At 36.3% G+C, this 22,650-nt stretch carries 26 protein-coding genes and 2 other annotated features; of the genes, 18 read left to right on the top strand and 8 right to left on the bottom strand.

Annotated elements, in window-relative coordinates; all coding sequences use genetic code 11:
• The first annotated feature begins 16 nt into the window (after window positions 1-16).
• Window positions 17-421, top strand: coding sequence for a DoxX family protein (locus QUF99_RS22840; protein ID WP_289373109.1), 405 nt, complete (start codon window positions 17-19; stop codon window positions 419-421).
• A gap of 302 nt (window positions 422-723) precedes the next feature.
• On the opposite strand, the gene QUF99_RS22835 is transcribed toward QUF99_RS22840, so the two are convergent.
• Together QUF99_RS22835 and QUF99_RS22830 are read right to left on the bottom strand one after the other, a co-directional pair.
• Window positions 724-1,038, bottom strand: coding sequence for a 4a-hydroxytetrahydrobiopterin dehydratase (locus tag QUF99_RS22835; RefSeq protein ID WP_289374747.1), 315 nt, complete (start codon window positions 1,036-1,038; stop codon window positions 724-726).
• Window positions 1,016-2,773 carry an aromatic amino acid hydroxylase gene (locus QUF99_RS22830; protein ID WP_289373107.1) on the bottom strand — a complete coding sequence of 586 codons (1,758 nt, stop codon included), beginning with the start codon at window positions 2,771-2,773 and terminating at the stop codon, window positions 1,016-1,018. The genes QUF99_RS22835 and QUF99_RS22830 overlap by 23 nt, the downstream gene beginning before the upstream one ends.
• A gap of 161 nt (window positions 2,774-2,934) precedes the next feature.
• Window positions 2,935-3,163, bottom strand: a binding site (T-box leader).
• 52 nt (window positions 3,164-3,215) lie between these two features.
• Window positions 3,216-3,445, bottom strand: a binding site (T-box leader).
• 391 nt (window positions 3,446-3,836) lie between these two features.
• On the opposite strand from QUF99_RS22830, the gene QUF99_RS22825 reads away from it, so the two are divergent.
• A complete protein-coding gene (locus tag QUF99_RS22825; RefSeq protein ID WP_289373106.1) occupies window positions 3,837-5,072 on the top strand; it encodes a TolB family protein in 1,236 nt (411 codons plus the stop codon).
• A 114-nt stretch (window positions 5,073-5,186) separates the two neighbouring features.
• Here the strand turns inward: QUF99_RS22825 and QUF99_RS22820 are convergent, their stop codons facing one another.
• Complete coding sequence (locus QUF99_RS22820) at window positions 5,187-5,309, bottom strand: DUF4023 domain-containing protein (protein ID WP_289373104.1); 123 nt, start codon at window positions 5,307-5,309, stop codon at window positions 5,187-5,189.
• Between the two features lie 269 nt (window positions 5,310-5,578).
• On the opposite strand from QUF99_RS22820, the gene QUF99_RS22815 reads away from it, so the two are divergent.
• Together QUF99_RS22815 and QUF99_RS22810 are read left to right on the top strand one after the other, a co-directional pair.
• Window positions 5,579-6,154 carry a histidine phosphatase family protein gene (locus QUF99_RS22815; RefSeq protein ID WP_289373102.1) on the top strand — a complete coding sequence of 192 codons (576 nt, stop codon included), beginning with the start codon at window positions 5,579-5,581 and terminating at the stop codon, window positions 6,152-6,154.
• 273 nt (window positions 6,155-6,427) lie between these two features.
• The gene (locus QUF99_RS22810) at window positions 6,428-6,928 is read left to right on the top strand and encodes a DoxX family protein (protein WP_289373101.1); all 501 of its coding nucleotides are present in this window, start codon (window positions 6,428-6,430) and stop codon (window positions 6,926-6,928) included.
• Between the two features lie 42 nt (window positions 6,929-6,970).
• Here the strand turns inward: QUF99_RS22810 and QUF99_RS22805 are convergent, their stop codons facing one another.
• The gene (locus QUF99_RS22805; protein ID WP_289373098.1) at window positions 6,971-7,852 is read right to left on the bottom strand and encodes an alpha/beta fold hydrolase; all 882 of its coding nucleotides are present in this window, start codon (window positions 7,850-7,852) and stop codon (window positions 6,971-6,973) included.
• A 15-nt stretch (window positions 7,853-7,867) separates the two neighbouring features.
• Window positions 7,868-8,707 carry a GNAT family N-acetyltransferase gene (locus QUF99_RS22800; protein ID WP_289373096.1) on the bottom strand — a complete coding sequence of 280 codons (840 nt, stop codon included), beginning with the start codon at window positions 8,705-8,707 and terminating at the stop codon, window positions 7,868-7,870.
• Between the two features lie 293 nt (window positions 8,708-9,000).
• On the opposite strand from QUF99_RS22800, the gene QUF99_RS22795 reads away from it, so the two are divergent.
• Together QUF99_RS22795 and QUF99_RS22790 are read left to right on the top strand one after the other, a co-directional pair.
• Window positions 9,001-10,386: an alkaline phosphatase gene (locus QUF99_RS22795; RefSeq protein ID WP_289373095.1), complete on the top strand. Its 1,386-nt coding sequence runs from the start codon at window positions 9,001-9,003 to the stop codon at window positions 10,384-10,386.
• Between the two features lie 55 nt (window positions 10,387-10,441).
• The gene (locus QUF99_RS22790) at window positions 10,442-10,918 is read left to right on the top strand and encodes a Cif family virulence factor (protein WP_289373094.1); all 477 of its coding nucleotides are present in this window, start codon (window positions 10,442-10,444) and stop codon (window positions 10,916-10,918) included.
• 33 nt (window positions 10,919-10,951) lie between these two features.
• On the opposite strand, the gene QUF99_RS22785 is transcribed toward QUF99_RS22790, so the two are convergent.
• Window positions 10,952-11,602 (bottom strand): GTP pyrophosphokinase, encoded by a 651-nt coding sequence (locus QUF99_RS22785; RefSeq protein ID WP_289373092.1) that lies wholly within the window; start codon window positions 11,600-11,602, stop codon window positions 10,952-10,954.
• A gap of 393 nt (window positions 11,603-11,995) precedes the next feature.
• On the opposite strand from QUF99_RS22785, the gene rpmG reads away from it, so the two are divergent.
• From rpmG to QUF99_RS22765, 4 genes are all read left to right on the top strand, one after another.
• Complete coding sequence (rpmG, locus tag QUF99_RS22780) at window positions 11,996-12,145, top strand: 50S ribosomal protein L33 (RefSeq protein WP_001265617.1); 150 nt, start codon at window positions 11,996-11,998, stop codon at window positions 12,143-12,145.
• 93 nt (window positions 12,146-12,238) lie between these two features.
• Window positions 12,239-13,726: a YcdB/YcdC domain-containing protein gene (locus QUF99_RS22775; RefSeq protein ID WP_289373091.1), complete on the top strand. Its 1,488-nt coding sequence runs from the start codon at window positions 12,239-12,241 to the stop codon at window positions 13,724-13,726.
• Between the two features lie 133 nt (window positions 13,727-13,859).
• Window positions 13,860-14,573 (top strand): RNA polymerase sporulation sigma factor SigK, encoded by a 714-nt coding sequence (sigK, locus tag QUF99_RS22770; RefSeq protein WP_289373090.1) that lies wholly within the window; start codon window positions 13,860-13,862, stop codon window positions 14,571-14,573.
• A 360-nt stretch (window positions 14,574-14,933) separates the two neighbouring features.
• Entirely contained in the window at window positions 14,934-15,731 is a 798-nt protein-coding gene (locus QUF99_RS22765; RefSeq protein ID WP_289373088.1) for a phosphatidylserine decarboxylase, read from the top strand.
• A 186-nt stretch (window positions 15,732-15,917) separates the two neighbouring features.
• Here the strand turns inward: QUF99_RS22765 and sda are convergent, their stop codons facing one another.
• Window positions 15,918-16,073: a sporulation histidine kinase inhibitor Sda gene (gene sda / locus QUF99_RS22760; RefSeq protein ID WP_286122011.1), complete on the bottom strand. Its 156-nt coding sequence runs from the start codon at window positions 16,071-16,073 to the stop codon at window positions 15,918-15,920.
• Window positions 16,074-16,435: 362 nt separating this feature from the next.
• Between sda and QUF99_RS22755 the strand changes: the two genes are divergently transcribed.
• From QUF99_RS22755 to QUF99_RS22720, 8 genes are all read left to right on the top strand, one after another.
• The gene (locus tag QUF99_RS22755; protein WP_289373086.1) at window positions 16,436-16,948 is read left to right on the top strand and encodes a YqeG family HAD IIIA-type phosphatase; all 513 of its coding nucleotides are present in this window, start codon (window positions 16,436-16,438) and stop codon (window positions 16,946-16,948) included.
• Window positions 16,949-16,951: 3 nt separating this feature from the next.
• The gene (yqeH, locus tag QUF99_RS22750; protein ID WP_289373084.1) at window positions 16,952-18,058 is read left to right on the top strand and encodes a ribosome biogenesis GTPase YqeH; all 1,107 of its coding nucleotides are present in this window, start codon (window positions 16,952-16,954) and stop codon (window positions 18,056-18,058) included.
• 14 nt (window positions 18,059-18,072) lie between these two features.
• The gene (gene aroE, locus QUF99_RS22745; RefSeq protein WP_289373082.1) at window positions 18,073-18,906 is read left to right on the top strand and encodes a shikimate dehydrogenase; all 834 of its coding nucleotides are present in this window, start codon (window positions 18,073-18,075) and stop codon (window positions 18,904-18,906) included.
• 4 nt (window positions 18,907-18,910) lie between these two features.
• The gene (gene yhbY, locus QUF99_RS22740) at window positions 18,911-19,201 is read left to right on the top strand and encodes a ribosome assembly RNA-binding protein YhbY (RefSeq protein ID WP_286122007.1); all 291 of its coding nucleotides are present in this window, start codon (window positions 18,911-18,913) and stop codon (window positions 19,199-19,201) included.
• Between the two features lie 207 nt (window positions 19,202-19,408).
• Window positions 19,409-19,978, top strand: a complete 570-nt coding sequence (locus QUF99_RS22735) for a nicotinate-nucleotide adenylyltransferase (protein WP_289373080.1) — start codon at window positions 19,409-19,411, stop codon at window positions 19,976-19,978.
• Window positions 19,968-20,537, top strand: a complete 570-nt coding sequence (gene yqeK / locus QUF99_RS22730; RefSeq protein ID WP_289373079.1) for a bis(5'-nucleosyl)-tetraphosphatase (symmetrical) YqeK — start codon at window positions 19,968-19,970, stop codon at window positions 20,535-20,537. Before QUF99_RS22735 ends, yqeK begins: the two co-directional genes overlap by 11 nt.
• The gene (rsfS, locus tag QUF99_RS22725) at window positions 20,534-20,890 is read left to right on the top strand and encodes a ribosome silencing factor (RefSeq protein WP_286122004.1); all 357 of its coding nucleotides are present in this window, start codon (window positions 20,534-20,536) and stop codon (window positions 20,888-20,890) included. Before yqeK ends, rsfS begins: the two co-directional genes overlap by 4 nt.
• Window positions 20,887-21,636 (top strand): class I SAM-dependent DNA methyltransferase, encoded by a 750-nt coding sequence (locus tag QUF99_RS22720; RefSeq protein ID WP_289373077.1) that lies wholly within the window; start codon window positions 20,887-20,889, stop codon window positions 21,634-21,636. Before rsfS ends, QUF99_RS22720 begins: the two co-directional genes overlap by 4 nt.
• A 172-nt stretch (window positions 21,637-21,808) precedes the next feature.
• Here QUF99_RS22720 and comER read toward each other — a convergent pair whose 3' ends face one another.
• Window positions 21,809-22,636 (bottom strand): late competence protein ComER, encoded by an 828-nt coding sequence (comER, locus tag QUF99_RS22715; protein WP_289373076.1) that lies wholly within the window; start codon window positions 22,634-22,636, stop codon window positions 21,809-21,811.
• Between the last annotated feature and the right edge of the window lie 14 nt (window positions 22,637-22,650).

Raw genomic sequence — 22,650 nt, 5'->3', positions numbered from 1 at the left:
TAAAGGAGAGAAAGAAATGAATCAACATATTGGTAACTTAATTATTCGTATCGTGTTAGGGGTAACGTTCTTCATGCACGGTTTAACAAAATTCCAATCGGGAATTGACAATATTGCAGGATGGTTTACAAGTATTGGCTTACCAGGTGGTCTTGCATACGGCGTAGCAACAATGGAACTAGTTGGTGGTCTATTATTAATTGTCGGTTTAGGTGTAAGATATATTGGATTATTATTTGCAGTAGTTATGGTTGGAGCAATTGTAAAAGTGAAATGGTCAGCTGGTTTACTAGGAGATGGAAAGAATCCTGGATTTGAGTTAGAACTTGCATTATTAGCAATGGGTCTTTACTTATTTGTTGCAAAAGCTGACGGCTTTGTAGATAATTTCTTAAAAGCAACTGTATTGAAAAAAGACTAACATAAATGTGTGAAAGCTTAAAATATATTGGCACAATTGCTACACACAAAGATGGGTATTACAAATGGGAAACCCATTCGGTTATTGTATTTCATTTATCCCGCTATTTGCGGGCAGTAATACCCCCACTTCAAAATTCGGCAGGAAGTCAAGAAGATTAGGTGGGGGATAAACTGTCCATAAAAGTCCGATTGGTGAAGGCTAATAATCAGTGGGGGATGAAGAGCCCCCCCCCCACTGATTAAAGTTTCACTTTATCGGAAGAGAAAGGGAAGCCTATGTTTAGGCTTCCCTTTTATTTTTCATTTTCTTACAATCGCTTTTTCATTTTGTAAAAAGAGTTCATTAAATTGTTTTGCAAGCTCAAAATCAAGTTTTGTTAAGCCTTTTGCATTCCATGATGACAAAGTAATAATAACTGCTTTATACTGGATAAGGATAAATGGGTGGTGATTATGTTCTTCTGATAGTTTGGCGGCTTCAGAGACAAATTCGACACCTTTTAAGTAGTCGGAAAACATATATTTTCTTTCAATCCATTTTTCATCTTTCACTGTCCATTTATCCAACTTCATTAATTCCTCTTGAACTTCTTCATCTGTTAGTCGTTGCATTATTTTTCACATCCTTTATTGGAAGTAAAGAAAGACCGTTGTTAATTAGACGTTTTACAGATTCATTTTCTGTGAAATTTGAGAGCTGTTGTAATAATGCAGCAGATGTTTCATGTCCTTTGTTATGCTCTAAAAGTAATTCTAAAATTTCAAGACGAAGCAACCATTCTTTTTCGTAGAACTGATTCAGAACTTGTTGAATTGCTACTAGCTGTTCTACATGTGAATCTTGTAATACTTCTTCGTTTCGAATATCACGAACCGTTTGATACATACGATCAAGCTCAGTTAATGTAAGTGGTGCTGGTTTTTCTTCTACTTCTTCATCCATTGGGAAGAATGCGGCTGCATCTGCTGCACCAGGGAATACGGAAGTGATTTTTGAACCAACCGCCATATCAAATGCGCCCCATGAAGCATCAAATAATAAACGATCTTTCCAAGTGACTGTGCAATCTGTAAATGAAATAATTGCCACTTTTTCTTCGTTTTTCACAATGTCCGTTACAGTACCTTTTACGTGTACGTCACTTGCAAAGGAAAGTTCAATCGTATTACCAATGATAATACCTAATGATTGTAACTCTGCATCTGTACAAGCTTCTAATGCGATATTATTTTCTAACAATCCAACTGGCGTACCAAAGCCATCTTGATGTACAGCTGTAGAATGATTCGGTAATTGTTTATTATTTAGTGCTAATGCTGTTGGTGTATTTGTTTTCATGTAAATCACTTCACCCGCATCATTTTGAATTGTTTCTGCAAATGTACCTGTAATTTGTAATCCACTACTTAGTTCAGCAGTTGCAGTGTTTTCAGAGCGAATGGCTTTTTCTAATCCTTCTGTACCACCCGTCTTGAAAGCCATTGTTTCAGAGAAGTTTTCAAGTGCCTCTGTTAACTCTTCAAATGAATTGCATACAAATAGCTGAGGTTGCATCTTTGTAACATCATAAGTTGTTTTTGTACAAGCTTCGATTGAGAATGGAACTTTTTCTACAGCGTCTGTTAAGCAATGTTTGCTTTCACCAACGGAGGAAAGAAGACCAGCACCGTAAATTTTCGGGTTATCTATATCTCCAATTAATCCGTATTCTACTGTCCACCAGAAGAGACGAGAAATTTGTTCTGCTTCTGATAAGCCAGAAACAAGTTTTTGCTTTTCGATTACTTCGTTTTCAGCAGCTGCCACTTCTTCAGGTGTAGAAGTAGGACTTTCTTTCACAATTGTTAACGTACGTACAGCTTCAAAAGCATCGTGTTCCTCTTTTGTTGAGAATGCTTTCGCTCCAATTTGTCCAAATCGTTTTACATATTTTGCATATGTAGAATCAAGCAAAATCGGCGCATGGCCAGCTGCTTCATGAACGATATCGGGTGCTGGTGTATACTCGATGTTTTCTACTTTACGAATATCTGTTGCAATCGGTAATAAACCATGTCCTTGGAAATCAAAAAATGCTACGCCAGGAATAAGTCCGTCAATTGTTACTGCGCCCCAGCCGCTTGGAGCTAGGCATTCATTCATTTCTTCAACCTTTGGAATTGCATCTATATTAATACCAGATGATTGTAGTCCGTTTACATAGGCTGGATGCGCAACATCTTTTAAAAAGCTATGATTTTGTCTCATAATGTAACGCCAAACAGCATGGTTAATTGGTGTGTATTGATCGTAATGCTGCGTGGATACAAATGGTTTTAAATGTGATGGGATTTCTGTTTTCTTTGTCATTAAGACATCCTCCTTTTTATCTGTAAAAATTATTATGTTCCGTATGACATAAATCACCCCCTTTCAACAATTGTAAGCGCTTATAAAATTTTATCATAAGATTCGGAATTATTTAATATTTTCTTTTGTGAGAAATAGAAAAAGCCCCTATCGGAAAATCCGATAGGGGCGAAAAAATCGCGGTACCACCCTACTTGTAAGCAATCATGTGCTTACTTCTCACTTATGATAACGGAAAAAAATCCGTCTTTTCCTTCATGCCAGTACGGCACTACGAAAAAGAAGCTCCAGAATTGTAATTCGCACTTGTATATGTACTGATTCGCACCAACCATCAGCTCTCTAAAACAGGGATATAAGTTACTACTGTGATTCTTTCAACGCGTAATATATGAAATTGTTTAAAAGGGGAGGACGCAAAAAAGCCCCTATCGGATTTTCCGATAGGGACGATAGAAATCGCGGTACCACCCTACTTGTAAACAGAAAAATTGTTTACCACTCACTTTAAGATAACGGAAAGATCCGTCTTTCTCTTCATGCCAGTACGGCACTACGGGAAAGAAGCTCCAGAATTGTAATTCACGCTTGTATATGTACTGATTCGCACCAACCATCAGTTCTCTGAGACAGGGATATAAGTCGCTACTATGATTCCTTCAAAGCTTGTTTATAATTCGTTCAACTAAACTATGTTTTGTATTATAAAACTATTAATTGAAAGTTGTCAACAGTGAAAGTGAAACTTTTATTAGTGGGGGGATTATTATGCGGTAACGCTGATGTAGTTTTTTCGTCGAAACTCGCCTACTATCATGTACCAACTGTCTCAAAATGTATCGCTAATTTTCTCGTATTTGTTTCAGAAAAAACAAAAAGGATGCTGGTTGAATCATAAATTCGACAAGATTCCGTGTAATCCTCTCGGGATTTAAACTATTTTAAAAATTTCTTGGGGAATATCGTAAATCAAAATGATATTTTGTTGGATTTTAATGAAATTCGTATATGTTGGATTTGATTCGAGGAATGCTATGAAAAATGAACAGGGTGGGATTATACAGTGAAAAAAATTATGGCGAGTTGCTGCGTATCTGTATTTTTATTTTTTCTTATGATATCAATTGGCACTGCGGAGAGTAAGCAACTTAAAGTCGCTTTTATTCGTAATCATGACCTTTGGATAAAGATAGGTGGGAAAGAACAACAAATCACAAAAGTGGAGTATATAACAAAACCCAAATGGTCACATGATGGAAAATGGATTGCATATGCTAAAGGGGAAGAAAAACAGCGGCTCGAGTTGTACCGAGTGGCTGATGGGAAAAAGATTATCCCATTTCAAGAGGAAGCAACAAACTACCAATGGTCACCGGAAGAAAATACAATTGCATTTGAATTTACCAGCACATTAAACACATTTGATACAGAAAAAAACAATGCAACCTTTGAAAATGTATCGTCAGGTGTGGGAGATTATGCATGGTATCCAGATGGGAAGAAATTTCTTGTGTCCTCTACTGCTCATTTACTTCCGACAGGATGGACAGGAGCGCAGCTATATGAAGTACAAGTTGATGCTGAGATGGATCCACATAAAATGAAGCACCTGTACTCATTGCCGAGCGAACATGATTCTTTTCTAGGTTATGTTGCAAGCGGATTTAAGTGGTCTCAAAATCAGAAATGGATTGCATTTTTAGCGGTTCCAACTGCTTCATGGTCTACGGATAGTAATACACTTTGTCTTTTGAAAGCAGATGGAAGTCGCTTTGAAATGGTAGATGAAATGCTGCTAAATAAGAAATGGTTTCAATGGAATCCATTGAAAAATGTACTAGCTTACATAGAGGGAAGTGGAAGATTTGCGATAGAAAATAAACATTTGAAAGTAAAAGAGTTACCTGTTCTTCAGCAAGATACCTTCACTCCAAAAGGGTATGTCGATTGGGATTTTACATGGAATAGTAATGAACTGATTACGCTTTCAAGGGCGAAGGAAATGGAATGGTCAAACGAACAAGAAAAAAGGTCATTACCTTCTTTATACCAAGTAAATATTCAAACAAATCGACAGCGTCAAATTACAACTCCTCCAAAAAAATATGGAGATTACAATCCGCTCTATATAAAACGTGAAAATCAGCTGACATGGATGCGTTCTGATCGTAAACAAGCGGATATGTGGGTTGCGAATGGGGATGGATCGAAAGCGAAGAAATGGATTGAAAATATAGATGTACCAGTGGGGTATTATGAGAAATTTGATTGGGAAGATGTTGTTTCTATACAAGAATAGATAGGAATTCTAGTTCTTTATCCTTAGAGATAAAACACTTTTGTACTTAAAGAAAAACACCTCTTTGTATCCAATTTGGAAACAAGGGGTGTTTTTCCTTACTACGATGGCACTTTATTTGTGTGTTTTATTTGGCTTTTTTTTGCCTGGATTTCCTTTACCTTGGTGTTGTCTGTTTTTTTCATCTTTCTCTTGTTTCTCGTGTAACGTTTCTAAAAAATCATTTGAGTTGCTCATGGATGTATCCTCCTCAATTATCTTTTTATCCTTTGTTACTATAACCATTTCAGAGGAAAATCATGAGTTAAAATAAAGCACGATTCAATATTTATATCATTTACTGTATTTGTTAAATAAATGATAAATCCTTTTTAGTTTTAGGTAGTAAGCAAAGAAATTACAAAAAATTCAAATTGAAAAAGAAGATGTTCGAAGGAAGAAACAGACATACAAAGAAGTATAAGAGGATATGTAGCAAAAGAAAGATAGGAGAAAGGACCTTATCTATGAAACTTATTTTTGTAAGACACGGTGAAGGAGAGCATACAAAAGGTTTACCTACGAGCTTGCAAGTAGAGCACCCATCTTTAACGAAAAAAGGGGGAAAACAAGCAGGATTGCTTCAAAGAAGTTTACCACTGCAAGACACAGATATAGTGATAGCCAGTCCAACACTTCGAACATTGCAGACTGCGACGATATGGAGCGAGCAAGTATCTTGTCGCAAATTAACCCATCCTCTTATTTCTCCTCGTATTTTTCCATATCGTGAAGGCACGGGAACATTACCCTGTGACCGTATGTTTAGTCAAAGAAAGATTCAAAATTCCTTTCCACATTTTTCGGTAGAAGAAAGTAAAAATAAATTGTTATGGACCAATGGAATCAATACAATTTCGGAGAATGAGTTTCGTAATAGAGCTGATTATTTCATAAAGTGGTGTTATACGCTACATGCTGAAAGAATTTGTATCGTTTCTCATGATGGGACGATCACAGCATATAGGCAGCATGTGAAGAAGCAAGTATTAACGAGAGAGGATTTTTTAGAAGAGACGGGAATATACGAAATAGAATTATAGCAATAGTGAAGAGGAGTTAAGTTGAATATTGCATTAGTAAGCGCGTTTCATATTGACTACACAAATTTTTTACAAAAATATTAGTGAAAATCATTTTCAATTGTGGTATGATATGTTCAAGTTTTTACGGGATAATGAAAGTAACTATAAAATTATTAGTTTAAAACATTCTATGTAATTGTCATGAAATATTCATAATTAACGAATGGAAAATTAGTAACTAATGTTATTATAATACTGTAACTAACTTGATTACAATCCTAGGAGGACTATATGGTTATTCAATTTTTGAGAGAAAACAAAGCAGTTTCGGTTGTATTAGCGGTCTTACGTATTTATCTTGGATATACGTGGTTGATGGCGGGGATTGGTAAACTAAAAGGAACTGGATTTGATGCAACAGGGTATTTACAAGGAGCAATTGAAAAATCAAAAGGAGCACAACCAGCAGTACAATCTTGGTGGGCATCATTTTTACAAGATTTTGCAATTCCGAATGTTGATTTGTTTAACACACTCGTAACATGGGGAGAAATTTTAGTCGGAATAGGTTTAATTGTAGGTTGTTTAACAAAAACAGCTGTATTTTTTGGTCTTGTAATGAACTTTTCCTATATGTTTAGTGGGTCTCTAGGTGTGAATCCACAAATGGTAATCTTGTCTATGTTCATTCTTGTTGCTGGTATGAATGCAGGAAAACTTGGAATTGATGGCTGGATTGTACCAAAATTATTAGGATCGAAAAGTCAAAAACGACAAAAGCAAGCTGCTTAAGATATAAAACGGGTATCTCAAAAGGTGAGGTACCCGTTTTTGTTACTTCGTTGTTTGAATCGGATCTTTTTCAAAGAATTCTTTTACATATCCCATAAATTCTTTCGGTTCTTGCCGAAATGGAGCGTGATAGCCCTTTTCTATAATATGGAAGCTGCTGTTTTTTAAGAACTGGTGGTAGGACTCTCCTTCTTTCCATGAAACACTATCGTCATTTCTACCCCAAATAATTAAGGTTGGAAGTTTGATTTCACTCGCATTAATCTTAAGACGTCTGGGCCACATTTTCATTTGTGCATAATGCTCTGTATCATCACGCTTAAATTTTACTTTGCTTTCATCATAATCCGTAATAGAAGAAACAGTATGTAAATCATTTGATAACTGTGGCTTAGGTGATCCTTTTCTATTCGTTAGTGATCCGGCCCCTGTAGCATCCGTTAAAATGAGATGGGTAACTGCATCTGGATATAAGTATGTTAAATTAAGAGAAATTTCTCCTCCCATGGAGTGACCAAGTATTGAAAATGTATTATAGCCTAGTTTTTTCATTAATTTATAATATAAGTTTGCGTGATTGGGAAAAGAATATGGAAAATCCATCGGTTTGGAAGAGCGTCCAAATCCTAAAACATCAACGGAAATAATCGTATGATCTTTTGCTAACTCTGAATAAATATCACGAAAGCCGTTGGATGATCCGCCAAACCCATGAAGCATAAGTAACGGTGGCTTTTTTTTACCGATTTGTTTAAAGTAAATGGTTTGTCCATCTATTTCGATCATTTTTTCATCTGTAGTCAATCTGGTTGCAATTGTATCTTTTACTTGTTTCACTTGTTCTGCTGGTTTTTCTGTTGCACTGCATCCCACTAATAATGTAAGAGTAAGGCAACTCACCATAAAATATTTAAGCCGGTTCAAATAGGTGTCCCCTTTCTAACATACCGCTGTATCCATCATAGCAAACAATATATTACGATTTCCAGAAAGACGACTTCCATTTTTTATCATAAGAGGTGAAAGAAGTGTTTCCTGGAAATTTTCTGTTTGAAGGTATTCACGAAATGTAAATTGTGAATGCGGAATATCAATACGAATTGTTCCGTTCCAGGTTTTGCAAATCGTTTGTAATACATGTATAGCATCTTCTTCATGATTGGCGATAAGAGGTGTTACGCAGAGTGTATCGCCTTTTTGAATGCATAATGCGAAAGCTTCTATTCTATCGTTTCTTTCTATTTTGAATGCGAATGTTGCTCTATTTAGTAATAGCGAATAGAGGTGCGAGCGGTGTGCACCGGTTGCTATTTGATCGAGTTTAATGAGAGATTCAAGATCATGTAGATGAACTTGTTTCAAATGAGAAGTATTTATAGGTGTATGTGTAACAAGTTTTTCAAAGCGATGGATCGTTGTGGTTGTCGTAAAACCATTTGATTGATATAAAGGTACGCCAACGTCTGTTGCGATGAGCATAATAGGAAGTGAAGCTGGTGCTATTTGTGTGCAAGTATCCAATAACATACGGCCAAGTCCTTGTTTCTGAAAGTTAGGATGAACGATTAACATACCGATAGATGAAAAACCAGACTCAAAAGGAAATACCCCGCCAGCGGCAATTAGCGTTTTATTATGTATACACCCAAATAGCGTTCCTACTGAAAGATACATTTCAAATTGTGTTTTCATAAATGATTCATGCTGTAACCATCCTACAGCCTTGCAAAGGGAAAGTAGATCAGGAATATTAGATTTATTTAGTTGTTGTATCTCCATATAGAATCACCACATTTCTAACTTATTAAAAATATTTTATCATGAAAAAAGTAAATATTCGGATATTAATAGCTAGAATGTAAAGTCGCTGTTTTTAATTCATCGAAATCCACATCCTTTGACGTATATTTTGTAAAGGGGATCGAACTTGATGCCATAAGACAAGAATATACAAATTATAACGAAAATTTACATAACTTAACAAAAGATTTACATATAACAAACTTTTCCTTAATAGTTTTCCTTTAAATTGGGTAGTGGAAACTTAATAATCTATTAGGGGGACGTTAAAAGTGAAAAAGTTCATGAAGAAAGCATGGCCATTTGCAGTTGTTACATCGTTAGCACTTACTTCGGTAGTAACGTGGGGCGTTACACGTTCAGATGTGATTAAGGCAGACGGAACAGAAAACAATGCAAAAATTAAGAACGTAATTGTTTTAATTGGGGATGGCATGGGACCTTCGTATATGACTGCTCATCGCTATATGAAAGACAATCCAAAAACGTTTGAAATGGAAAAAACAGAATTTGATAAGCATCTTGTTGGGACACAACTAACGTATCCGGAAGATGAACACCAAAATATTACGGATTCCGCTTCTGCAGCAACGGCGATGTCAGCAGGAATAAAAACATATAATGCGGCAATTGCGGTTGATAATGACAAGACAGAAGTAAAAACAGTCCTAGAGCAGGCGAAAGAGAAAGGGAAATCAACAGGTTTAGTTGCAACCTCGGAAATTACACATGCAACACCAGCGGCTTTCGGTGCTCATGATATTAGTCGTAAAAATATGGATGCTATTGCAAATGACTACTTTGATGAAAAAATTAACGGAAAGCATAAAGTAGATGTTCTTCTCGGCGGTGGTGTAAATAACTTTGTGAGAAAAGATCGCAACCTTACAGAAGAATTTAAGAAATCTGGTTATAGCTATGTAACAGATCGTGAGCAATTATTAAATGATAAAAATGATCAAATTCTTGGGTTATTTGCACCAGGTGGCTTAGATAAAATGATTGACCGTACTGAAAAAACACCTTCATTAGAAGAAATGACAAATGTAGCAATCGATCGTTTAAATAAAAATGACAAAGGATTCTTCTTAATGGTTGAAGGTAGCCAAATTGACTGGGCTGGACATGATAACGATGTCGTTGGCGCTATGAGTGAAATGGAAGACTTTGAAAAAGCGTTTAAAGCAGCAATTGAATTTGCGAAAAAAGACAAGCATACATTAGTTGTTGCTACAGCTGACCATGCTACAGGTGGATTCTCTCTTGGTGTAAACGGTGAATATAACTTTAATGCAAATGCACTAAAAGCTGCAAAACGTACACCAGACTTTATGGCAAATGAAATTGCAAAAGGTGCAAATGTAGAAGAAACATTGAAAAAATACATTGATTTACAATTAACACCAGAAGAAATTAAATCTGTAAATGACATCGCTCCATCAAAAGATGTAACAAAAATTGATAATGCAATTGAAGAAATCTTTAATAAACGTTCATTCACAGGTTGGACAACAGGAGGACATACCGGTGAAGATGTGAATGTATATGCATTTGGACCAGGTAAGTACTTATTCTCTGGTGTTCAAGAAAATACAAACTTAGCAAAACGTGTCTTTGATATTGTTGGTGGCGGTGACCCTAATAAAGGTAGACGCTAATAGTGAAAGAAAGCGAGGCGGTTTGCCTCGCTTTTTCTTTTTGGAGGGATGTATGATGCAACAATTCATTAAGAAACTAGGTGTTTTCGCTGCATTTGGGTTATTACTAGTAGGATGTCAGTCGGAACAAGAAAGTCAAGAGAAGGATATAAATAACAAAGTAATAGCACACCAAGAAGCTAAGATAAATGTAACAAAAGAAGACGAACAAGCGATTCGAACAGTCATTGAGACATTTATCCAAACGACAAATGAAAAAAACTTTGAACAACATATGGCATTGTTCTCGACAAAAATTGTAGGTGCTGAAGATTTGCGAACGCAAAAAGAAGCCGAATTTCAGAGAGAAAATAGAAAAGTTGAGTTAAATAATATACAGGTGAAAAATGTTAAGGAGAGTTATGTTGTAGCTGAAACGGAAGAAAAAGAAACAAGAAATGGTGAATCTCTTCAGAAAAAGGTACGTTATGCACTCGGAAAAGAAGATGAGAATTGGAAAATAGAAGAGGTTCGTGTGATAGAAAAGAAATGAAGAAAGGTTCTCGTATAAAGAGAACCTTTCTTTTTATAGTGGTAATAAAATTTGTTGTGAACAAGCTTCAATCTCATCGATATCTTGACGGATTGTAGCCATTTTATTATCAAGCTCTTCCGCTTTTATTGCTGCATCATGAAGTTCACTCTTTAAATAATCGGGAATATTTCCTTCATATTTGTAATAGAGTTTATGCTCTAAGCTTGCCCAAAAGTCCATAGCAAGTGTACGTAATTGAATTTCAGCAAAGACGTCTTTTGTACCTGAATTTAATGCTAATGGGTACTTAATAATCATATGCAGGCTTTTATAACCATTTTGCTTTGGATTTGCAATGTAGTCTTTTACCTCTACAATTTCCATATCCTCACGATTTTCGATTACTTGCTTTAAGTAGTAAATATCTTCTACAAAGCAACATGTAATACGAATACCAATAATATCTTGTAAATGAGTTTGAGCGTTCTTAATCGTTGGTGCTAAATTCTTTCGCTCAAGCTTTTTTATAATACTGTCAGGTTGTTTTAATCTTGTTTTTATATGTTCAAACGGGTTATAGTCTTCTAAAAATTGAGCTTCCCGGTTCATAATTTCGAATTTTGTTTTTAACTCTTCTAGGGCAAATGTATAAGGTAATACAAATGCTTTCCAATAGTTAACGGTTGATTGATTATATTCCATTTATATACACACCTTTTCAGATTTACAAATCAGGTTGTTTTTCACACTAAATACCAAACCATGTAAGCACATGCTGCAAATGATGAGATCATAAAACGATAGCTTGTTTTCATTTTTTTCGCCTCCTTTACAAATAGCGTTCATATATCAATAAAGTGAATTGTTAGTAAGGTTACTATGTACACTTCAATATTAATAGATTGATGTGTACTTCGTATGAACTAATTGTTTCAGCTTTTTGTCTTTTTAGAATGATTACTAGTAAGTACATCTTGAAATGGAGAGGTAAGATGTATTTTTATAGTGTCATTGACAAATCGAATCATAGCATTTAATAAATAAATCGCAATCATTACGTTTTATTTGCGGGAGTTATAAGTGGGAGATGAAAATATGCGTGTAAATATTACATTAGCCTGTACAGAGTGCGGCGATCGCAATTATATTTCGAAGAAGAATAAACGAAATAACCCAGAGCGGATTGAACTAAAAAAATATTGTCCACGATTAAAGCGAGTAACACTGCATCGTGAAACGAAGTAAGTAAAACAGCTAGATTGTTCTAGCTGTCTTTTTGTAATTTCTCATGGGAAAATATGGTATAATTTACAGCGTGAAAAGAAGGGAGAGTGTTTAATGAATAAAACGAATGAAGAACGAAAAAGGCAAGTCGCCCATATCATCGAAATTTCGAATGAATATAATCTTGTCGTAGATGATAAAACAGTAAATGAACCCTTTCATTTATTATTTTGGGAACATCAAGATAACAATGAGAAACAAATACGTATTTGCTTAAATAGATATACAGGTGAGTTGATTGAGTTAGATATAGATGATGAAGAATTTTTTCAAAACAGTGATGAAGTAATGCGTGCAAAAAAAGCAAAAGAAATAGCTGATTCATTTATAAAGCAATATATTCCGCAGTCATATGAAGCCTATACAGTGGTTTATGTGAAAGAATGGCGTGGAAAGCAAGAGGTCCATTATTCTCAAGAAGTGAATGGTTATTCTTTACCGCATACAGGTTGTAAAGTGCGTATCCATCCATATGGAAGAATTATAAAGTTTCGTAACCATGGAGTGAAAGAAAAGCCAGTGTGGCCAGCGTCAATTGTAGAAAAAGAAATAGTAGTGCAGCAATTGAAAAAGAGACAAGATATGAGACTGGTGTTTGCACACCTACTTCCTGAATTATATGAATATGAGAGTGGAAAAGAAGCAAGCGGATACCGACTGGTTTATGAACCGGTACCATCAATTGCTTTTATTGATGCGTGTACAGGAAAGGACAAACATGATAAGAGCCATTATGAATCAGCTCCTACGATTGCAGTAAGTGCGCCGAAGTATAAGCAAACCCCAGAAACAGATATATATAGTTTACTTGCATTGGAAGAGAGAGGTCTTGTGAAAGTGTCTGAAGAAGATTCTGATACAGAGAAAAAGATGGTGTTTGCTCCTAAAGAATCACTGCAAGGTGAACAGGAAGATAATGAATATTCATTAGATGTTTTTTCTAAAAAGCATTTACTTATATTACGATATGGAAATCCTGTTATGGTCAGAATCGACAAAAAGACAAATGTATTGCTCCACTATTTTAGTCATGGACAAGAAGAGGGAAAAGAAACATTAACGCGAGAACAATGTTTAGAAAAAGCACTTCAGTTTTTAGGACAAGTCATTCCAAATGCTGAACAATATCTTCGTCTTTGGGACAATTATGATGAAGAGGATAGCTCAGGTAGGTTTCACTTTGATTTGTATATAAATGGAATTCAGATTAATAGTGAATTAGTCATGATTCATATAGATGCGGGAACTGGTGATGTTACGATGTATAGCGGTGTGTCTCCAAGTGTGATAGAAGAGCTGCTTGTTTATGAAACCAATGCAAAAGTAAGAAAAGAACAAGCGTTAGAAACATATCAAAATGCACTTCGTGTAGAGTTGGAGTGGTTTGATACTGGTGATGATAATCAATCCAAGTATGAGCTTATTTATAAGCAAACGACAACAGAGAGAAGTGAAGCTTATTCTATCGATTATTTTATGAGACGGGAAATGCGGTACATTGACGCGCATACTGGAGAGGCGATTTGGAGTAAACGGGATTAGTCGTAAAAAATTCTTGCGGTTATGACGTAAGAATTTTTTTAGTGTATCGTTATTCTTAGGTAGGTACAGACACAAACAATCACACGCCCACATACATATAGTAAAGACCATTATTTTTGCGGAGGTGAAGAGTTTGAGTCTGTTCGCCGCAATTGGATACATGATTCGCGAAGTGTTTGTATTTGTTTCTTATGTCAAAAATAATGCATTTCCACAGCCGTTATCACCAGATGATGAAAAAAAGTATTTAGAACTTATGGGGCAAGGAGATGCACATGCGAGGAATCTTTTAATTGAACACAATTTAAGACTTGTAGCGCATATTGTTAAAAAGTTTGAAAACACAGGCGAAGATTCGGAAGATTTAATTTCTATTGGAACGATTGGGCTGATTAAAGCAATTGAAAGCTATTCTCCAGGGAAAGGGACGAAATTGGCAACATATGCAGCTCGCTGTATTGAAAATGAAATTTTAATGCATCTGCGTGTGTTAAAGAAAACAAAAAAAGACGTATCACTTCATGACCCGATTGGACAGGACAAGGAAGGAAATGAAATATCTTTGATAGATATTTTAAAATCTGAAGCAGAAGATGTAATTGATATGATTCAGCTCAGTATGGAACTGGAAAAGATTAAAGAGTATATAGATATTTTAGATGAGCGAGAGAAAGATGTGATTGTAAATCGATTTGGCCTTGGTCTTGATAAGGAAAAAACACAACGGGAAATTGCAAAAGAACTTGGTATTTCAAGAAGTTATGTCTCCCGAATTGAGAAGCGGGCATTGATGAAAATGTTTCATGAATTCGTGCGAGCAGAGAAGGAAAAGAAGGGAAAGTCATAGGAATGAGTCGTACGGTTGCGATTGGATTGCAGCCGTTTTTCTTTTTTGAATAAAATAAAGCAAAATTTGCATGAGTCGTGGGGGTATTACGGCTTGTTAATGCAAGATAAATAAGAAACTCCTATAAGAAATGTCTGTTCACTGTTGAAAATGATGGGCTCTATCTGTAATATTAAAAGGTGCTAAAGAATTTAAGAAGGCTAATTGGAATTCATTTAGTCTTAAGAAGCCCGATTGGCTCAGCTAACCATAGGTGGGGAGAACATCCACTTATGGAAGTTTCACTTTATGATATAGAAAGAAAAGAAGGGGAAACTAAGCTTAAGTGTTAGATTAAGGCTTATTAGGAGGGTTCGCGGTTTGCGACGTACGTTATATCGATTCATGATTGAACTTACCAATGGACGTTTTACTTCTTATGTACTGCGCAAATTTGCACAGTCTCGTTTGAGTTCGATTATCATTTCATCCTATGCAAAAGTATTTCAACTTCAGCAAGATGAGATGGAGAAGGATTTAAAAGAGTATCGAACACTGCATGAATTATTTACGCGTAAGTTAAAAGAGGGAAAACGATTCATTGATGCAGATGTATCTAGTATTGTAAGTCCTGTTGATGGCGTTTTTGCTGACTATGGGCCGATTGAAGAGACGAAAACATTCGATATTAAAGGCAAGCGTTATTCTATTGTGGATATGCTAGGTAATGAGAGCCGAGCAAAGCGATATGCAGGTGGTACATACATGGTTATTTATTTAAGCCCCAGTCATTATCATCGCATTCATAGTCCGCTTTCGGGTACTGTGACAGAGCGCTTTGTACTTGGTAGAAAATCATATCCTGTTAATGAAGCAGGCATGAAATATGGAAAAGAACCGTTGTCAAAGAATTATCGTTCTGTAACTGAGGTAGATAGTAAAGGGAAACATATGGCTCTTGTGAAGGTAGGCGCTATGTTTGTAAACAGTATCGAGCTTCTTCATGAGAGAAGTACTGTTCAAAAAGGTGAAGAAATGGCATACTTTACATTTGGATCAACAGTTGTATTACTGTTTGAAAAAGAGATGATTGAAGCTGATTCAACACTAACGAGTGGACAAGAAGTTCGTGTTGGTGAAAAAATCGCAACTCGATTATCCCATACTAACGGGCAGTAAAATTCCTACCGCCAGCTTATGAAGAATCAAAGAAGTTAGGTGGGAGATAACTGCCCATAAGTACCCGGTTGGTTCAACTAACCATCCGTGGTTGATGAAGAGCTCCCACAGATGGAAGTTTCACTTTATAAAAGAGCCATCTCAGAGATGGCTCTTTTTACAAGTGAAGCAGTAATCTATATGTACTTAAGACGATTTAACAAGCTTGTCCTCTAATGATCGCCGAATAATTTCTTGTTTTATAAGTAAAATGAAGTCGGGATTTAATTTTAGTTCTTTTGCTTTATAATAAGACTCAGTGAGTAATTCCGTAGATAACTGTTCCATATGTTTTGCCTTCAAGGTGAGCCACCTCCTGCGAAAAGGATAGGTTCTTTGTTGCATCTACTGTATCAAAAATCTTTTGTTGTCACAAACAGGTGGTTATCCACACAGTGTCGTGGATAAGATGTGTATGAATTGTTAATAAATTCATAATTAACTGATAAATGAGTGTGGAAAATGTGTACAATTTTATCCACAAGCAAGCTATCGAAAAATGTTGTCGAAAAATTTTTCCCTGCTCTAACAGGCAGTAGTGTTGAAAGGCTCGAGAAGAATAGCTGCCTGTAAGAGCCCGATTGGTGAAACTAACCATTTTGAGAGAAAATCGCTCTCGAAATGGAAGTTTCACTTTATAAAACTCCTCAAAGAGGTGAAAGAAATTGAAACTATTTTTACCAAATGAATACGTGAAAAACGTATATCATATTCAACCAGAAGACTTAAAAGAACGCGGGATAAAAGGGATTATTACTGACTTAGATAACACTTTAATTGAATGGAATCGTCCCGATGCAACACCACAGTTGAAACAATGGTTTTTGGAAATGAAAGAGCAGGGCATTCAAGTGACTGTTGTTTCGAACAATAACGAGCAACGTGTAAAAGACTTTGCAGATCCACTCGGTATTCCTTTTATTCATAGTGCCCGTAAACCGCTTGTTCGTGCTTTTAAACGAGCAATTCAAGAGATGAATTTACAGGCGGATGAGGTTGTTGTAATCGGAGACCAACTGTTAACGGATGTACTTGGCGGCAATCGAGTTGGTTTGTACACGATTTTAGTTGTACCAGTTGCACAAACAGATGGGCTAGTCACACGTTTTAATCGGAAAATTGAACGAAGAATTATGAGAAATATGAAGAAAAAAGGTTTAATTCACTGGGAGGAATAAAGTTTGACTGAAACAATTAAATGTATTGGCTGCGGTATAGAAATTCAAACAGAAAATAAAAATGAAGTAGGCTATGCACCGGCTTCGTCTTTAGAGAAAGAACAAGTCATTTGTCAGCGTTGTTTTCGCTTAAAGCACTATAATGAAATTCAAGATGTGTCTTTAACAGATGACGACTTCTTACGCATTTTAAATGGTATCGGACAATCGGATGCACTCGTTGTTAAAATTGTAGATATTTTTGATTTTAATGGTAGCTGGTTACCAGGATTACATCGTTTTGTAGGGAACAACAAAGTGTTGCTTGTCGGAAATAAGGCAGATTTAATTCCAAAATCGGTAAAGTCCGATAAAGTAAGACATTGGATGCGCTATAGTGCAAAACAACTTGGATTGAAACCAGAAGATGTTTTTTTAATTAGTGCAGAAAAAGGATTGGGTATTCGCGAACTTGCTGATGCGATTGAACAGTATCGTGATGGAAAAGATGTGTACGTTGTCGGTTGTACAAATGTTGGGAAATCTACATTTATTAATCGTATGATCAAAGAATTTAGTGAGGAAACAGAAAATGTGATTACAACTTCTCATTTCCCTGGGACAACGCTAGATTTAATTGATATTCCATTAGATGAGACATCTTCTTTATTTGATACACCGGGTATTATTAATCATCATCAAATGGCACATTACGTTGGAAAAGAAAGCTTAAAGCTTATTACACCAACGAAAGAAATTAAACCGATGGTGTTCCAATTAAACGAAGAGCAAACATTATTCTTCGGCGGATTAGCAAGGTTTGATTATATAAGTGGTGGTCGCCGTGCATTCACTTGCCACGTATCAAACCGTCTACCAATTCATCGTACGAAGCTTGAAAAAGCAGATGAACTATATGAAAAACATGCTGGAGAATTATTAAATCCACCAACTCCAGAAGAACTAGAAAACATGCCTGGGCTTGTGAAATACGAATTTAATATTCGTGAGCCGAAAACAGATGTTGTATTTTCTGGATTAGGCTGGGTTACTGTGAACGAGCCAGGAGCGAAAATTGTAGCGCATGTACCAAAAGGAGTTAGTGTTTCATTACGTAAATCTTTAATTTAAACTGGAGAGAGCTTATGAAACAATTATATGGCGTAATTGGAAATCCAATCGGACATTCATTATCACCGTTCATGCATAACGATGCGTTTCAATATTGCGGTATAGATGCTCATTATCACGCGTTTCGCGTAGAAGAGAATGCGTTGGCAGAAGCGGTGAAAGGGTTGAAGGCATTAGGAGTTTCGGGCTTTAATGTAACAACTCCGCATAAAGTTTCTATCATGGAGTACTTGGATAACATTGATCCGTTAGCAGGGCAAATTGGTGCTGTTAATACAGTGCTCCATAAAGACGGAAAATTAATCGGCTATAATACAGATGGAATCGGCTATGTACGTTCATTACAATCTATTAGTAAAGAGCCCTTGCACCAAAAACGTATTTTATTACTTGGTGCAGGAGGCGCATGCCGTGCTATCTATTTTTCACTTATAGATGCAGGTGTAAAAGAAATTGATATTGCGAATCGTACAGTGGAAAAGGCAGCCCAGCTTATTGCTGGATGTCAAACGAATATTGGGTCGCATGCTCTTTCTTTAGAGCAAGCAACACAAGAGCAAGTGAATTATGATATTATCATTCATACAACGACGGTAGGTATGCATCCACATGTAAAAAATACCCCTCTGCAAATTGGTTCTCTCAAACAAGGAGCAATTGTTTCGGATATTATTTATAATCCGTTAGAGACAAAGTTACTGCAAGATGCTAGAGCGCAGGGGGCAATTGTACAAAATGGAATTGATATGTTTGTTTATCAAGGAGCACTGGCGTTTGAAATGTGGACAGGACGCTTACCAGACATTGAACGAATGAAACAACTAGTAACGAAAAAGCTTGGAGGCTAAATATATGTTAACAGGAAAACAAAAACGATTTTTACGTGCGAAGGCACATCACTTAACACCGATTTTTCAAGTAGGAAAAGGCGGCGTAAATGAAAATATGGTAAAACAAATTGGAGAAGCATTAGAAGTTCGTGAGCTATTCAAAGTGAGTGTACTACAAAACTGTGAATTTGATCGTCATGAAGTTGCAGAAGAACTTGCGCAAGGGGCAAGAGCAGAAATTGTACAAGTAATTGGAGGCACAATTGTTTTATACAAAGAGTCAAGAGAAAACAAACAAATCAAACTTCCATAAAGGGAAAGTTTTCCGGATTGAATGTGTATAGATCGTTTCCACAATCCATGCCCGTTACGTGCGGGATAAAGTGAAACTTTCATCAGGGGATGCCCTGATGATTAGTTGAACCAATCGGGCTTTAACATGCAGTTATCCCCTATATATCTTGAATTTTGAGGTGGGGTCTTACTGCCTGTTAATGCGAGGTAGAAGGGGGAGTTTCCTTTGAAAAAGGTTGGAATCATTGGCGGTACATTCGATCCGCCGCATCATGGACATTTGTTGATTGCAAATGAGGTATACGATGCATTGCAGCTTGATGAAGTTTGGTTTTTACCAAATCAAATTCCGCCTCATAAACAGGGGCGCAGTATTACAAGTGTAGAAAATCGATTGAACATGTTAGAGTTAGCAATTGAACAAGAGGATCATTTCTCCGTTTGTTTAGAAGAGCTGAACCGTGAGGGCCCATCCTATACGTATGACACTATGTTACAATTGACTGAGAAGCATTCGGACATACAGTTTTATTTCATTATTGGCGGAGATATGGTGGAGTATTTACCAAAATGGTATAACATCGATGCATTACTCCAGCTCGTAACATTTGTTGGGGTTGCGAGACCGGGTTATACATTGCATACGCCTTATCAAATTGTCACAATAGAGATTCCGGAATTTGCCGTTTCTTCTTCGCTTTTACGTGAAAGATTTGTGAAGAAGAAAACGTGCAAGTATTTGCTTCCGAAACAAGTACAGGCATATATTGAGAGGAATGGGTTGTATGGATCGTAAGCAAGCACTTGAAATTGTGAAACAACAAATGCATGAAAAGCGTTATATTCACACAATTGGCGTAATGGAAACTGCAATTGAACTTGCGAAGCTATATGGTGTTAATGAGAAAAAAGCAGAGATGGCTGCTATTTTTCATGATTATGCAAAATGTAGACCGATTCAAGAAATGGAAGACATTATTAAACGAGAAGAATTGCCAAAAGATTTACTTCAGTTTAATAAAGAGTTATGGCATGCTCCGGTTGGGGCATACTTAGTAGAAAAAGAAGTCGGTATTACAGATCATGAAATTTTACAAGCCATTACATATCATACAAGCGGTCATGAAAGTATGACGATGCTTGATAAAGTTATTTATGTGGCGGATTATATTGAACCGGGTCGTAAATTTCCAGGTGTTGAAGAAGCACGTAAATTGGCGCGTGAAGATATAAATAAAGCATTATTATTTGCATTAAAGCGCACGATTCAATTTTTAATGGAAAAGGATCAAACCATTTATCCGTTAACATTTCAAACATACAATGCGGCCCTAAAGGAGGAAATTACTGAATGAAAGATAAAGAACTATTAGTATTGGCAGCACAAGCAGCTGATGATAAAAAAGCAGAAGATATGGTTGTATTAAATATGCAAGGTATTTCGCCGATTGCGGATTATTTCATTATTTGCCATGGGAATTCAGATAAACAGGTACAAGCGATTGCTCGTGAAATTAAAGCGAAAGCACATGAGTTTGAAATTGATGTGCAACGTATGGAAGGTTTCGATGAAGCACGCTGGGTTTTAGTAGACCTTGGTGATGTAGTGGCGCATGTATTCCATAAGGATGAGCGTAATCACTATAATTTAGAACGTCTATGGGGCGATGTACCACGTGAAGATATTACAAAAGAGTTAAGCCAATGAGATACGAGCAATTTGCTTTGCTATATGACGAGCTCATGAACGATGTTCCCTATGATAAATGGGTAGAATTCACTGAGGAAAGCTTACGGCAGGCAAGGATGAAAGACGTGAAAATTCTTGATGTAGCTTGCGGAACCGGGAATGTAACGCTTCCACTTGTCAAGGAAGGTTATGACGTCATTGGCGTTGATCTTTCGGAAGAAATGTTAACAGTTGCACAACAAAAGCTTGGGGAAGAAGGGCACTTTATTCCCTTTTATCAACAAGATATGCGTGAACTGGATGTTCCGGGTGAGTTTGATTGTGTGACGATTTTTTGTGATTCATTAAATTATTTATTGCAAGAGGAAGATGTGCAAGAAGCGTTTAGACGTGTGTTTCATCATTTGCGAAAAGATGGTTTGTTTTTGTTTGATGTACACTCATTTTATAAAATTCATCATGTGTTTCAAAATGAAACATATACAGTGAATGGTGAAGAAGTTGCTCTTATTTGGAATTGTTTCCCTGGTGAAGAGCCAAATAGTGTTGAACATGATCTTACATTTTTTGTGCAGGATCAAGAGGCGGGAGTGTATCATCGTTTTGATGAATTTCATATGCAACGTGCATATTCTGTTGAATTGCTGACGAAATGGCTTGAAGAAGTTGGATTTACAGTGCTTCGTGTAACGGGTGATTTTGAACGCACGGAAGTAACAGAACAAACAGAACGAATCTTTTTTATGGCGAAAAAGAACGGCTAAACAAAAAAGCAACCAATTTGGTTGCTTTTTTGTTTAGAGTGGAATATGTCAATTTACGTATAGAAAGAGTTGAAAAAGATGCATGTAAAATATAAAAAAATGTTAAAACGAAATGTACTGTGAAAAAAGATAAGAATCAATAAGAGGATTTTGTATAATCATGGCGTATTATTTACGTGTGCTTATTAAATTGCTTTTCGACCTTTGCTATATCTTCATCGTATTTTTCATGTGTCCGCTCGAATAACTTCTCAAACATATCTCCAACGTGATCTTCTAAAATGCGAATCCCTTCTCCGGTAATACCGCCTTTTACGCATACTTTCTCTTGCAGAGTTGGTAATGTGAAAATTCCTTTTTCTAGTAGTTTCCCCATCCCAATAATCATCTCACTTGCTAAAGTAGTTGCTTCTTCATGGGTAATATTGGTTTTGTCTACAGCAGAATCGATGAAACATTGTAATAAATAGCTGAAGAATGCAGGTCCACAGCTTGCGATATCAGATGAAACTCGTGTGATATCCTCTCGAATCACAATAGGGGTGGAAATATTTTTAAATAAACGAAGCAACTTTTGTTCCCATTCGTTTGAACAGTTTTTTCCAAATGTAAAAAGTGAAGCACCAGAGAACGCTCGGTTGGTGATGCTTGGAATAATACGTGCTACGTGACACGGTACAATCTTTTCTAATTGAGAAGCTGATATTGGACTTGTAATAGAAACAAGGCATTTTTCATTTGTAAAATGAGCGGCGTGTTTTGTCAAAATCGGATATATATCTAAAGGCTTTACACAAATGAAAATAAGTTGTGAACGCTCAATTACTTCTTGTATCGTCTTTGCTATATGAATAGAAGGATATTTTTCTTTTATATGATATGCTTTTGCGAGCGTACGATTAATAATAGTAAGGCACGAAGGCTTGACAGCACGGGTTTCCAAGCATGCATCGATGAGTATGTTCCCCATGTTCCCTGTCCCTATGATTCCTATGTTCAATGTTTCATCCCCTC

It is taken from the genome of Bacillus sp. DX4.1, from assembly GCF_030348195.1.
Lineage (GTDB): Bacteria > Bacillota > Bacilli > Bacillales > Bacillaceae_G > Bacillus_A.
The sequence above is the reverse complement of the archived record's forward strand: the minus strand, read 5'-3'. Positions and strand labels throughout refer to the sequence as shown.